Genomic DNA, 13,193 nt, shown 5'->3' with positions numbered 1-13,193 from the left:
GTTCTGAAAGCGCACGGGGGCGGCAAACTGCCCCGTCCCTGAGTAGCCCAGTGGTGCCACCACAAGGCGCAGGGTGTGGTTGTCATTAAGAGGGCTTAGAACGGTAACACGGCCATAGCCAAAGCTCCCTTTGCCGATTAGATCGCGCAGGGAGAACTTTGTGCCTGTGTCGCCAAAGATGCGTGCACTGTTGTAGGGCTGGCGCACGGTGCCTAGCTCTAAATGAATACTGGTTGTCTGAGGAAAATCCATATCTCTCTAACCCCTTTCCCTAGGCATCGGTTCCGTGAAATAGGCCGTTTGGCCCATGACTGGGACTCGGGCTCTATGATACCAAGAGGCAATCATTATGCTACGCAGCCACGAAGACGACGAACTCAACGCACGGCAGAACGCCACCACCGAGCGCTCTGCCGCCGCGATGCTCGATAAAGAGACCGAGCGGGAGCTCTACGCACTCTACAAAGCGCACTTCGCCCGCGCCGATGCGGAGCGCCTGTGGAACCCATGGAGCTCGGTGGTCTGGCCAACAGAGGCAGAAGCCGAGGCAAGTGCGCCCAGCACCGCGCTAGTTGAGGCGACCCTGGCACTCTGGCGGGATGCGACCCTTCTGCCCGACTACGCGGCGATCAACCAGAACCTACTACGCGCCAGCCGAGGCCGCGCGTGGTTCTGGACCCACTGGACCTATGAGAAAAGCAAGCATCTGGTGGCATTTCTGGAGTGGCTCCAGCGGCGGGGTGGCTGGGACGAAGACGCACTGAGCAGTGCCGCTGAAGAGCTTCTGACCCAGTACCGCTGGGAGCCACCGTGCGACGAAGCCACGGGGGTCTGTGTGGATGCTTACCTCTACGAGCTAAGCCAGTTAGAGAAGCTAGAAGCGCTGAAAATACAGGCGCAAGCTGAGGGCGAGAGCACTCTGGCCGAGCTGGTAACCTGGATTATCCGCGACACCCAAGCCCAGCGCGACTACTTAGCTGAGGCACTCCGCATTATCGGCAGCCACTACCCCGAGCGCCTTACCGAAGCACTCAACACCGTCGCCGCCAGCCACGAAGCCCCCGAGCTGGCTACAGCACTAGCGACCTATCTTCAATAAGGCCACTTCCCTCTGCAAAGAGCTGGGCGAATCTATCGTCGCCCAGTGCCGCTTTTGTGGCGTTTATGGCAGGCTCGCTTGGGCTTGCAGTGTCCATGCCCGCAGCGACGCGGGCATGGAATGCGCCCCCAAAGTAGGAAGCCGCAGCTGCGAACTCTCCCATCGCCACTTTAAGCTCGGCAAGCCCTTCGAAAGCATTCGAAAGCATCGCTTGGTCGTTGAGCATGCGGAACTCGGCTAGCGCGTGCTCGTAGTGTGCCTGGCTTTGGACATACTCTTCTCGCTCACGAGCTAGCTCACCAAAAATAAGAAAAACAATCGCGATCCCACGTAGGTCTCCCAGGCTCTCACGGAGCGCCAAGGCATCGTGAAGGAGTGTCGCTGCCTGCTCCAAGCGCCCCTGTCTCAGCGCGGCAAGGGCAAGGTTGCCCATCACAATGCTCAGCCCCCGCAGCTCCGCAGCCGACTTCAGAAGAGGAACCGCCTGGGTAAAGAGCTGCTCCGCCTTCGACCAGTCTTGATGCTCCATGGCAATATTGCCCAGGTTAATCAGCGCCATCCCCGACTTTCGATAGTCCGCAATCACCTGATAAGTACGAAGCGCCGCATGGATATGCTCCTCAGCTAGCGCAAATGCACGGCGCTGTGCGAAGATAGCTCCCAGGCGATTGTCAAGATCTGCCATGGTGTGCGTGCCGACAAGATCCGCTTCTTGCCCCGCAGCATGCGCCTCAGTCAGCAGCTCCAGTCCCACCGAGCGCACGATGACGTAAATTGCTAAAAAACAAGCCAGACGTAGCTTCTTTTCTGGCACAAGCTGCGCCATCGCGAGCCCGAGATTGGACCAGTCGGCTGCCGTGGAATCCAGTGCAAGCGACTGCTGGCGCTGGGCTAGCTGAGGCTCGTGCTGCTCCGCCCAGGCTAAAAAATAGGTAGCATGGCGCTCACGCAGCTCCTGTTTCTCCTGCTCGGTGAGGGCTTGAGCGCCAAACTCACGAACCGTCTCCAGGAGGGTAAAGCGGCTACCTTCCCCGTGAATCAGAGAAAAGGCTTCGAGCTGCTCTAGAAGCAATAGTGTCGCAATAGGGGTTTCGAGCTGTAAGAGAGCTTGCGCCGCTGCTAGAGTCCAGCCTCCCTGGAAGGTGCTGAGCGCAAAGAAAGCGCGGTCAAGACCCGGGGGAAGAAGTGCAACCGTGGTCTCGATTGCACTCCAGACACTCTGGTGACGCTCGGGGAGGGCGGCACTGGAGCCTGCGAGGAGCGAGAACGTACTACCCGCGATGTAGCTCTCCAGTGTCTCCGGGGTGAGCAAGCGCAAGTGCGTGGTGAGCAGCTCCAGCGCCAGAGGAACGCCCTCCGTGTGACAGCAGAGCGCCGCAATCGCCGCCATGTTCTGCTCCGTGAGCTGGAAGTCGGGGCGCACGGCACGGGCACGGTCTTCGAAGAACTGGACACTGGGAAACTCACTCAGGCGCTCGGGCTTGCCCGGCTTTTCGGGAACAGCAAGCGGTGTCAGTGTGAGGAGGCGCTCCCCCGTCAGCTGAAGTTTTCGGCGCGAGGTCACCAGGCAAGTCAGGCTTGGCACGGCCTCTAAGAGCTGCTGCAAGAAACGAAGGGAGAGCTTTCCCACAAGCTGCTCAAAGTTATCCAACACCAGCAGAGGGGTATTTATCCCATCAAGCCTCATGATCAAAGAGCGCAGGGGATCGTCGGTGGCCTCCCCCGGTGCAATCGCCTGCCAGAGAACCTGAGGTAGTCGCGCCGCCTCTGTCAGCTCCGCGAGGGGAATAAACCAGAGGTCTTTATGGTCGGGTAGCGACCGATGAAGCACCTCTAAAATCAGCCGCGTCTTGCCGATTCCACCGGGGCCGGTGAGGGTAATCAAGCGGGCAATAGGGTCGGTGAGAAGCTGCACCAGTGCCTCGCACTCCGTCTCGCGGCCAAAGAAGCGCGTCAGGGGAGTGGGAAGGGTTCGGGGAGCCGGAGACAGAGAAAGAGAAAGAGACTTGGGGCGCTCTAGCTGGTTTAGGACTTCTTGCGTCTCCGCAGACGGCTCCCCAAGCCGTGCCTCCACCAAGCGCCGCCGCAGTGCTCGAAAGACCTGCCGCGCTCCCACCAAGTCACCTTCGTCGGCGAGGACTTGCATGAGTAGCTGTACCACGAGCTCACGCAAGGGCTCTCTGGCCAGTGCCTGACGCAGGTAGCCTTTTGCCCGCTCTCTCTCCCCGTTTTTGCGTGCTTGCTGGGCCGCTCGCTCTAAAGCCACAAGCAGGCTCTCTTCACGCAGACCGCGCTCCTGAGCCAGCCACTCAAAGTCGGTATCGGGCCAGAGTGCGCCTAAGTACAGCGCAATGGCATCGTCCCAAGCCGCCTTTGAGATAGCCTGGTCAAAAGCAAGCATATCGCAGAAGAATGTCGGCTCGGTCGCAAACGCAAGCGTATGGGCGGTGGGAGTACACACGCGCGTGGCATGCAGGCCAAGGCCACGGCGAAGCTCGGAGAGAGTGCGGCGCAAGTAAAAAAGCCCAAGGGAGTCATCGGCCTCCGGCCAGAGCTTGGCAGCAAGAGCAAGGCGCTCACGCGGCTCACCCTGTGCAAGAACTAACAGCACCAGAAGTGCACGCGCCGCTTTTGAGGACAGCGAGATCGCCGCTCCCTCTGTGTCCGCGACCGTATAGCTCCCCAGAAGGCAAATCCGCAGCATCTCTACACCACTTATTGCACACCAATCACCAAAAATCCTCTGTTTTTGTCACGCCTCTTGTCACGCCTGGTGCGGATAATAGCGCTATAGAAAGGTGGACTCACCATGAAACTATCTCGTTTATTTCTGGCTCTCGGAGCGCTCTCCGCTCTCACACTAACGGCGCAAGCCATGCGATTTCCTTTTGTTCAAGTTGCTCAAGACGAAGCTCCGGCCAAGCCACAAAAATCAGGAGCAGCAACGGTGCTCACTCTTGGGACAACACTCTTGGTAGAGCTAGACAAAGACGAATCCCAGGACTTCTCGATCGAGCTTCCCGCCGGGGAGTACACGGTTCTAGTAGACGGCAAGGGGCTCAATGCGCGGCGTGTCTACGGCGGACTCTCCGTTCTCAAGCGCAATGGCTCTAGCCTGGCAGGCTTTAACGGTGAGTTTCTCTCGTGGGCAGAAAACATCACCGAGTGGCGTACCGGCAAGACTCTCTCCCTCAAGAGCAATCTGGCGGCACGGCTCCGGCTGAAAAACGGCGACGAGACCGAGACACACTACTGGCTCACGATTGTCCCCACTACGAAGAAAGACTTTGTCCCGCTTGGCTACTCCGCCACCATCAAAGATGCGGTGATCGGCACCGATGAGGGAGTCGGGGGCGAGCTTGAGCACAACCAGTCCGCCTACTACAAGGCGGTAATTCCTGCGGGCAAGTGGAGTATCTCCGTGGGCGCAAAGTCAGCGGGGCGCCCCTTTGTGAATGTGTTCTTGAAAGATGCACGTGGGATCTTGCTCAACCCCTCGGGGGATCATCTGATGATCAACGGCGAGCCCAACACGCAAAAACGGGAAGAAAAAATCATCACGCTCTTAAAGCCCAAGACATTTCTCATCCAGATCTGGAGCGAGGGCACAACCGATACTTCTGAAGAGCGCGTCACCTACGATCTCACGATCGAGAAAGCAGACAACTAGATGAAAGCACGAACTCTCACTCTCGTCGCTCTCTCGATGAGCCTGGCCGCGTTTGCACTGGCGCAGCCCCCCAAAGTCCAAGTGATTCCCCGATTCAAGCCGTTTTCCGTCGGGCCGCTCACCAACCTAGGGACAGCCGTGCCGCAAAACGCGGTTCGGAAAGGTCGCATAGATCTCAGCCGTGAGAAGCTCGGGCTGGTGCGACGTACACCAGTCACGAAGTTCCAGGCCCTGGAGTTCAAAGAAAATGGGCGGCCTGTAGAACCAAACCGACGGATCACCACAGCGGATCGCCAGAGCATCACGGTACAAGAGGCGCAAGACGGCCAAAATGAGCTGGAGCGCACTCTCAACAAAGATGGCTACTCGCTCTACACCGATGACGAAGAGACCAAGCCGCTTTTCCAGGTGCGTCCGACGCTAAATGCCTCGCGGCTTCGTCAGCAGTCCACAAACCTCAAGAATCTTCGGGACACCAAGCTTGCTACCCTCACTCCCAAAGTTAAAGGCATTCGTGAGAGTGCCAGCCAGCTAGAGGCTCGCCTCCAGACCCTGATAGATAACCAGCGGAAATTGGCCGCCGCGATCTGGGAGCAGGATCGCTACAAAGGCCCCGAGACCTTCCAGCGCGAGAAGTCCGTCGCCCTAGAGCTTGGCAGCAACGAGTGGTTTGCCGTCGGGCTACAAGCGGGTGTGGCCGTGAAGGGAGCCGGTGATGAGCGCGTCGCACGGGCAAGTGCCGATCTCAACGCCACGATTCTAGGAAATAATGCCTCGCTGGTGCACGGCCTCGTGGAGGCAAAAGATACCCGTCGCCTTTTCACGGGGCGACCCCGTATCCGTATACCAGGGAGCCGCTACAAGCTGCATGCGGAGGTCTCCGTGCTGGGTGTAGATCTGATCGCCCCGATTGACCAGGCTGGCGACACTCTAAGCCTTACCCAGACCTACTCCAAGGCCATTGACTTTCGCTACGATATCGAAATTCCCATCATCCCCGGCATCAGCGCTGTTGGCACTATCGGAGCACACGGCGAAGGAGGACTCAAGGTAGGGATTAGCGCGGACGCCAGCTCGGGGTTGAGCTTTGGGGTCTCGCCCTTTATCACCAGTACGGTTTTTGCAGAGGCCAGTGTGGCAGTCGGCTTCCCCATTGCCAAGATTGAGGGAGGTGTGGGAGCCAACCTGACTCTGGTGAACTACCAGATTGACTTCACCGCCGCGATGCAGCCCACAATCGAGAGCCACAAGGGAATCGCGCACCATGCGATCCGCACCCCTCTGCAAGTTAGCCATAGCCTCACCGCGCTCCAGGGAAATGTCCATGCCTTTGTGCGCCTCGGCTACTGGTCCCCGACCTTTACCGACCCGTTTCGGATCAAGCGCAAGACTCTCTGGGATGCCGATCTCTTCTCGTGGGAAGGCTTCAAAGAAAGTGGTGTGATCGCCTCGTTTGGCGACGATCCCGTGCTCCTGCCCATCCCCGTGCTCCCCGCAGGGCAGTGAAAGATAAAGAAATGAGAGACATGCGCTTTCTTCTTCGCTACGAGAGCCAGGGTGAGGCCAATGGCCAGCGGCTCACTCTGGGGCTCTTGGTAAAGCTCACACTCGAACCACAACAAGGACAGAAGACACTTACTCTAGCTCTATCTGCTCCGCAAGTCACTTTTCAGCAAGGAGAAACGAAGCAGCACGAACAAGAAGACAAGCTTGAAAAAGCACTCGCGCAGAGCCTACTCAGGCTTCAGCTGGATGCACAGGGGCGCGTCGCGCAGCTCTTTCTGCCACCCACACTTCCCCCCGCAGCCGCGGCGCTTCTCCGGATGGCACTGAGCCCCGCCGTTTTTGCCGCTCCGAGTGCAGGCACTTTTACTGAGGACGAAGCCGGGGGGCGCTACGAAGTCCGTTATGAAAAATCGGAGGAGCGTCTCTGGCTACGGCGCTACCAAAGACGCCTCAGCGGGGCTCAAGCGCTCATAACGCGGCCCGGACAGCGCGGAGTCGCCACTCAGACGACCGTGCAAGGAGTTGGGAAGCTGACACTGGCGGCAAGTGGCTTCGTCCAGACACTTCAGCACACACGAAGCCAGCAGACACTGCTTGGAGGAAAGCAAGTCGGCACCTCGCAGGAGACACTCCAGCTCACAGCCCTGCCGACAATAGTACACTCTCGACGCCCCGTCGCGCTCCAAAACCTTGTGGCGACAGGCTTGTTAGTCTCGCTTGCCCCTGAGGTCTTTGAGAGACAGCTTAAGGCGAAAACTCTCGGAAGTGAAACCTACACCAGCATCAACGCTCTGCTTTCTGGGCCACTTCGGGATGGTAAAGCACGGATGTCGGCTCTGCTGAAGCTACAAGCACTCCTCTATCTCCACCCCGAGCTCTGTATGCGCTTTGTGGAGTCTTTGCAACCGAAGAGTGCAAGAGAGACTCGCTTTGCCCTAGTCACCGAAGCACTCGCCAGTATCGGCACTCCTGAGGCACAGCGTGCCCTCCTAGCCCTTTTGGGGCGGTATTCTCGAGATTCCAACACAACCCTACGAATTTTGGGATGCTTTGCCAACCTATCCAACCCCTTACCGGAGAGTACTAAGGCACTAGAGACCATTGCCTATAACCCACGCCACTGCGCCAACTCAGGAGCACTCCTCGCGCTTGGTGCACTGGCCCATGCTCTAACCGGGGTACAGCAAGAAGTGGTTGTAGATCGCCTGGAGGCGCATCTGGCTCGAACCAAAGATGAGAGTGAGCAACGCCTAGTGCTACTCGCTCTCGGAAATGCCGGATCTGTGCGAAGCCTAAGAACAATCACACGATTTTCCGTGCATCCCACACCCTACCTCCGGGCAGCAGCAGCACATGCCCTACGCCGCCTCCCTCACGAGAAAATCCGAGTGCTCCTCATCAGGCTCTGCCAAGACCCAGATCCTCATGTTCGTCGGGAAGCAAGATTCGCTCTGAATAGTACTTCCTAGGCGATAGGCTACTGGCCTTGCCGCCAAGATGCAGTCAGGGATGCTATCAAACGGGCAGGAGATACCCACGCCGACCCACTCGTTTCAGGCTCATAGTTGTGGTATAGCGAAGCGAAGGACGATGTAATCGCTATGAGATCCACCGGGCGCTAGAGTGCGCCTTTGGCACGAAGGAGCTTTTCTACTCGTGCGTGGCCGTTTTGCTGCGCTGCCTTCAGCGGCGTAGAGCCATCGGCCTGCATCGCGTTCGGGTTCGCTTTTGCATTGAGCAAGAGCGCCACAATCGGCGCAACCACTGCTCGGGGTTTATGGGCGTGATGCTCGATAAAGAGACCGAGCGGGAGGTCTACACACTCTACAAAGCGCACTTCGTCCGCGCCGATGCGGAGCGCCTATAGAACCCGTGGATCTCGGTGAGCTGGCCGACAGAAGCCGAGGCCAGTGCACCCAGTACAGCACTGATTGAAGCGACACTGGCACTCTGGCGGGATGCGACCCTCCTGCCCGACTACGCCGCGATCAATCAGAACCTACTACGCGCCAGCCAAGGCCGAGCGTGGTTCTGGACCCACTGGAGCTACGAAGAGAGCAAGCATCTTCTGGGACTCCAGGAGTGGCTCACCCGCAAAGGCGGCTGGGAGGCTTGCCACGGCTGCCAAGAGCCCCCCTGCGAGGAAGCCACATGCGTCTGCGTAGACGCCCTTCTCTACGAGCGCAGCCAGCTCGAAAAGCTCCAAGCACTGATAGCCCAAGCCTATACGGAGGGCGAGACCACGCTTGCCGAGCTAGCAGGCTTTCTACTCGCCGACGACCAAGCCCAGCGCGACTACCTCGCCGAAGCCCTACGCGTCATCGGGAAACGCTAACCCGAGCTTCTCGATAAAACCTTCCAGATCATGGCGCCCCATCACGAAGCCCCCATACTCACCACACAGCTCGCGCGGTACTTGCAGGATGCTTCTGGTAAGACCGTCTTACATGAACTATAATACGGCGTGAATGAGAGTAGCATTTTGATTAGTGTCGTGATTCCCACACGGCACCGCAACGACCTTCTGAAGATATGCCTGGATCAGCTAACTCCAGGCGCACAAACATTTCCCGCAGATCAATACGAAGTCATCGTCACCGATGATGGCAGCGAATCCACTGCCGAAGCCTTCCTCAAAGAGGACTACCCCTGGGTTCGCTGGGTGGCTGGCCCGCGAAAAGGCCCTGGAGCAAATCGAAACTTCGGTGTAGAGCATGCGCACGGCGAGTGGATCGCCTTCACCGATGACGACTGCATCCCCAAACCCAGTTGGCTCGAAGGCTATGCCAACGCACTCAATCCTGATACTCTCGTCTACGAGGGACAGACCATCTGCGAGGAAGAGTACTGCCCCCTCACGCATGAAACCCCAGTGAATATAACTGGGGGAGTTTTATGGCCCTGTAATTTTTTGGTGCAAAAAATTTTTTTTCAACAGTTCAAAGGATTTGATGCCAGTTTTCCCTTTTCTCATGAGGACGCTGACTTCCGAGAACGTCTTCGCTCTCAAAGTATTCATTTTCCATTTGTACCAGAAGCGATTGTCATGCATCCGCCTAGAAAAAAACGTCCCGGTATTATCTCAGGAAAACTCCATGAAGGTTATGCAGTTCTATATTACAAGACTGGCAACAGGGGAATGTTCACTTTACGCCTAATCAAGATAATTCTGAAAAGTTGGTATTATTCCAACAAACTCTGGGGCCAACTATCTCTAGAAACCTTTATTTCCTTAGTAGAACTAAGTAAGGAGCTGGCCTGTGTAATAGTTTATGCTCCTCGCTGGAGCCGCAAATATTATCTGAAATATAAAGATAAGCAGCCCACTTATCATTTTCAAGGCTAGGAAAAACAGTTTCCTAAATAGCCCCCTTAGCTCGTAGAAGCTTCTCCACTTGTGCATGGCTGTTTTGCTGCGCCACCTTCAGGGGTGTAGAGCCATCTGCTTGCGGCGCGTTTGGGTTCGCTTTTGCATTGAGCAAGAGCGCCACAATCGGCGCAACCACTACCTCCTCTTTACCGGCAACGGCGGAGTGGAGTGGCGTCACCAGCATGGGGTTCTTACTCACCGCATTGGGGTTGGTGCGCTCTTCCAGCAACAGCTTGGCGCAGTAGTGGTGCCCAAAAAACGCCGCGAGGTGCAGTGCGGTGTAGCCATCCGACGAGAACTCATAGGCCCGATCCCTGTGTAAGTGCAACAGCACCGACACATCTCGAATCCGCCCGAGCGCAGCCGCCTCAAAGATCGAGAGCGTCTCGTGCCGAAGCTCGCCCATCGCCTCCGCAAGCGCCTTTCGTCCGTGGTAGAGCGCCAGAAGGGAGACAGGCGTGCCATCCACGCCTTTCAGATCCGCAAGCGCCGGATTCGCAACCAGCGCGGCTTGTGCTGCGGCTTCATCGCCCGTCGTGGCGGCTTTGAGAAACTCAGATTCAGTCATAGGTATTTGTATTCTACCCGGCTACTTGATGTAGGAACTCCGCATACGACTGGCGAACTATCCGCCATGGGATTCTACAATAACTTAGAGACGTGGCAGGGGCTCTCCGTTGTGGACTGGACACCGGAGAGTGGGCCACTGAGCGCAGAGACGGCGTATCGCATTCGGCTGGAGTGGGAAGATGAGGGAACCTGGGCAGATCGCTTTGCGCAGTTTCTGGAGCAACCTGGTGTGAAGACAATCACGACGCTAGTTGTGGGAGCCTGGGGAGCACTCACCGATGGCGATGAGACACTTACTAGCGTTGTCGAGGTTCTAGCGGGGGCGCGTGAGCACCTTCCAGCACTCACCGCACTCTTTCTGGGCGATATTACATCGGAGGAGTGTGAGGTCTCCTGGATCGCGCTGGCGGATGTCTCGCCGCTCTTTCATGCCTATCCCAAATTTGAGCACTTCGCCGTTCGTGGAGGCATGCGCGATGAGGTCGGGCTGACGTTTGGAGTGCTGAAGCACGCTCACTTAAAGTCACTTGCTGTCGAAACAGGCGGGCTGGCAGTGAGTGTTATCGAGGAAATCAGCATCGCGGAGCTGCCCGAGCTGGAGCATCTGGAGCTCTATCTGGGCACAGAGAGGTACGGCGGAGATGCCACGCCCGATGACCTGCATACCATCTTGACTCAAGCACACGAAAAGTGGCCAAAGCTACGCTACCTTGGACTGCGCGACTACGACCGTGCCGACGAGTTGGCGGGTCATCTGGCATCCAAGAGCAGCGAGCCTTTGCTGCATCATATCGAGACATTAGATCTCTCGCTGGGGACTCTAGGTAACTCTGGTGCAACCGCGCTTCTTGAGTGCCCTGCTATCACGACACTTAAAAAATTAGACATCCACTACCACTTTGTGACCGAGGCAACAGTTACGAAGTTAATGACACTCGGAATAGAACTTGATGCCAGCGATCCACAGGAACCCGATAAAGATGGGGATGAGGAATGGCGCTATGTCGCAGTGAGCGAGTAACCCGTGCGGCTGGTCGTGATTGGCAACCCAGGAAGCAACCGTGTTGGCTTTCTCAATGAGGCGCTCCAGCGCTATGGGCAGCCTGATGCGGTTCTCGTTCCCTGGCGGGAGCTGATCGAGGGCCGCACGGAGCTTTCCGCGCACGTTCAGCCGGGCGATCTGGTGCGTATCGAGTCGCTGGGGCGTGATGCGGCTGTCGAGGCGGCGCTGGTTGGGGTGGGGTACGTGGCGGAGCGCGGAGAGCTTTTCTTTCCCGCACGCTGGTACGCAGGTTTCTGCCGCGTTTTAGCGCAGCTCGCCGCGACACCCTGCCACTTCACCAGTGCCCCCTGTGAGATCATCACGCTTTTTGATAAACGCGCCACGCAGCAGCGCTTCGCCGAGGCGGGCCTGACGATTCCTCGGAGCCTGGGAGCGCACGGCTCGCTACCTGAGCTTGCAGAAGCCATGAGTACACTTGGCGTACGCCAGGCATTTGTCAAGCTTGCCCATGGCTCCAGTGCCTCCGGGGCACTCGCAATCCGCACCGATGGCAAGGGCCGCTGGAAAGGCTACACCACGGTCGAGCAAGTCGGGGGGACGCTCTTTAACTCTCGGCGGATTCGTGAGATCGAGAGCACCGACGCCTTGGATAGCCTCCTCTGTGCGCTTGCGCCACACACGCTCCATGCCGAGGAGTGGCTCCCCAAAGCGAGCCTGCAAAACAGTGCCTTTGACCTGAGAGCACTGGTAATCGGGGGAAAGCTCCATCACGTGGTCGCCCGCCTGAGCCAGAGCCCCATGACCAACCTGCACCTGCTCAATAAACGCGCCGATGCGGCCACGGTGCGAGAGCGGGTCGGAAGCGCGGCCTGGGATGCCCTCACCGAGCTGGCCGAGCGTGCGGCGCAGTGTTTCCCCAAGTGCCTACATCTTGGTCTGGATGTGATGTGGCTCCCTGGCTTTCGAAAGCTCGCGCTTCTGGAAGCCAAAGCCTTTGGTGACTTGCTCCCCGGCACGCTCCATAAGGGAAAGACCACGTATGAGGCGCAGCTAGAGGCGCTGGGTTTCCCATGCTAGATGCCGCCGCATTTTTGGGACAGGGCGATATCGTGCTTGTCACCTTTGATACCCTGCGCTACGACGTGGCAGTGGCCGAGTGGGCGGCGGGGCGCACCCCCCATCTTGCCTCGGTCTTGCCCCCGAGCGGCTGGGAGGAGCGCCACACACCAGGGAGCTTTACCTATGCGGCGCACCACGCTTTCTTTGCGGGATTCTTGCCGACTCCAAAATCCCCCGGCCCCCACCCGCGCCTCTTTGCCGCGCGCTTTGCGGGAAGCGAGACCAGCACGCACCAGACCGCTGTCTTTGATGCCCCCGATCTGGTGAGTGGGCTAAAGCAGCACGGTTACCACACGATCTGCATCGGGGGCGTGGGGTTCTTTAACCAGAAAACGCCCCTGGGCTGCGTGCTGCCCTCGCTCTTTGACGCAGCGCACTGGGACGAGTCTCTGGGAGTGACCGAGCCCAGCTCCACCGAAAACCAAGTGCGCCTCGCCACCGCATTATTACTCCCCCGCCCAGCGGGGGGCGGGGGGGAAAATATCTTTCTCTTTCTCAATCTCTCGGCACTGCACCAGCCGAACTATTTCTATCTGCCAGGCCAGACGCGTGAGCACGGCGACACGCTCGAAAGCCACGCGGCGGCTCTGCGCTACGTGGATAGCCAGCTCACACCGCTCTTTGACGCACTTCGAGCACGGGGCACGAGCCTCTGTGTTTTCTGCTCAGATCACGGGACGACCTACGGTGAGGAGGGCTACACGGGGCACCGGCTGGCGCACCCGGCGGCTCGTCGACCGTTGCCGGGGCGCCTGGATCGGCCGGCGGATCTGCGGTGGCAGCCGCCACGCAAGCGGCGGCCGGTGCATCCAAAGGTGGCGATATCGACAAAATACTGCAGACCTTGCCATCCGCC

12 protein-coding genes and 1 pseudogene are annotated in these 13,193 nt (G+C 58.3%); 9 read left to right on the top strand and 4 right to left on the bottom strand.

Annotation, left to right across the window (positions count from 1 at the left end; translation table 11 throughout):
- The coding region (locus tag RMO15_RS09515; protein ID WP_309711155.1) for a hypothetical protein at positions 1 to 252 on the bottom strand (252 nt) is incomplete at its 3' end.
- A 97-nt stretch (positions 253 to 349) separates the two neighbouring features.
- On the opposite strand from RMO15_RS09515, the gene RMO15_RS09510 reads away from it, so the two are divergent.
- Complete coding sequence (locus RMO15_RS09510) at positions 350 to 1,099, top strand: hypothetical protein (RefSeq protein ID WP_309711153.1); 750 nt, start codon at positions 350 to 352, stop codon at positions 1,097 to 1,099.
- On the opposite strand, the gene RMO15_RS09505 is transcribed toward RMO15_RS09510, so the two are convergent.
- A complete protein-coding gene (locus RMO15_RS09505; protein ID WP_309711151.1) occupies positions 1,071 to 3,803 on the bottom strand; it encodes a BTAD domain-containing putative transcriptional regulator in 2,733 nt (910 codons plus the stop codon). The two genes, RMO15_RS09510 and RMO15_RS09505, sit on opposite strands and share 29 nt — an antisense overlap.
- A 105-nt stretch (positions 3,804 to 3,908) precedes the next feature.
- Between RMO15_RS09505 and RMO15_RS09500 the strand changes: the two genes are divergently transcribed.
- Genes RMO15_RS09500 through RMO15_RS09490 form a run of 3 tightly spaced genes read left to right on the top strand, consistent with a single transcriptional unit; the run spans position 3,909 to position 7,744 of the window.
- Positions 3,909 to 4,769, top strand: a complete 861-nt coding sequence (locus RMO15_RS09500; RefSeq protein ID WP_309711149.1) for a hypothetical protein — start codon at positions 3,909 to 3,911, stop codon at positions 4,767 to 4,769.
- Positions 4,770 to 6,275 carry a hypothetical protein gene (locus tag RMO15_RS09495; RefSeq protein WP_309711147.1) on the top strand — a complete coding sequence of 502 codons (1,506 nt, stop codon included), beginning with the start codon at positions 4,770 to 4,772 and terminating at the stop codon, positions 6,273 to 6,275.
- A gap of 20 nt (positions 6,276 to 6,295) precedes the next feature.
- Positions 6,296 to 7,744, top strand: coding sequence for a HEAT repeat domain-containing protein (locus RMO15_RS09490; protein ID WP_309711144.1), 1,449 nt, complete (start codon positions 6,296 to 6,298; stop codon positions 7,742 to 7,744).
- A 149-nt stretch (positions 7,745 to 7,893) separates the two neighbouring features.
- Here the strand turns inward: RMO15_RS09490 and RMO15_RS09485 are convergent, their stop codons facing one another.
- Positions 7,894 to 8,040, bottom strand: a complete 147-nt coding sequence (locus tag RMO15_RS09485; RefSeq protein ID WP_309711142.1) for a hypothetical protein — start codon at positions 8,038 to 8,040, stop codon at positions 7,894 to 7,896.
- Positions 8,041 to 8,157: 117 nt separating this feature from the next.
- On the opposite strand from RMO15_RS09485, the gene RMO15_RS09480 reads away from it, so the two are divergent.
- Together RMO15_RS09480 and RMO15_RS09475 are read left to right on the top strand one after the other, a co-directional pair.
- Positions 8,158 to 8,610, top strand: coding sequence for a hypothetical protein (locus RMO15_RS09480; protein WP_309711140.1), 453 nt, complete (start codon positions 8,158 to 8,160; stop codon positions 8,608 to 8,610).
- A gap of 129 nt (positions 8,611 to 8,739) precedes the next feature.
- The gene (locus tag RMO15_RS09475; RefSeq protein ID WP_309711138.1) at positions 8,740 to 9,621 is read left to right on the top strand and encodes a glycosyltransferase family A protein; all 882 of its coding nucleotides are present in this window, start codon (positions 8,740 to 8,742) and stop codon (positions 9,619 to 9,621) included.
- A gap of 13 nt (positions 9,622 to 9,634) precedes the next feature.
- On the opposite strand, the gene RMO15_RS09470 is transcribed toward RMO15_RS09475, so the two are convergent.
- Complete coding sequence (locus tag RMO15_RS09470) at positions 9,635 to 10,213, bottom strand: ankyrin repeat domain-containing protein (protein WP_309711135.1); 579 nt, start codon at positions 10,211 to 10,213, stop codon at positions 9,635 to 9,637.
- Positions 10,214 to 10,279: 66 nt separating this feature from the next.
- Here RMO15_RS09470 and RMO15_RS09465 point away from each other — a divergent pair, with 66 nt between their 5' ends.
- From RMO15_RS09465 to RMO15_RS09455, 3 genes and pseudogenes are all read left to right on the top strand, one after another.
- Entirely contained in the window at positions 10,280 to 11,236 is a 957-nt protein-coding gene (locus RMO15_RS09465) for an STM4015 family protein (protein ID WP_309711132.1), read from the top strand.
- 3 nt (positions 11,237 to 11,239) lie between these two features.
- Positions 11,240 to 12,295: an STM4014 family protein gene (locus tag RMO15_RS09460; RefSeq protein ID WP_309711129.1), complete on the top strand. Its 1,056-nt coding sequence runs from the start codon at positions 11,240 to 11,242 to the stop codon at positions 12,293 to 12,295.
- Positions 12,289 to 13,062, top strand: a pseudogene (locus tag RMO15_RS09455) (STM4013/SEN3800 family hydrolase); the annotation flags it as partial. The gene RMO15_RS09460 and the pseudogene RMO15_RS09455, both read left to right, overlap by 7 nt.
- Positions 13,063 to 13,193: the final 131 nt, after the last annotated feature.

The organism is Armatimonas sp., assembly GCF_031410135.1.
Taxonomy (GTDB): Bacteria; Armatimonadota; Armatimonadia; order Armatimonadales; family Armatimonadaceae; genus Armatimonas.
This window is presented reverse-complemented; position numbering and strand designations above follow the sequence as displayed.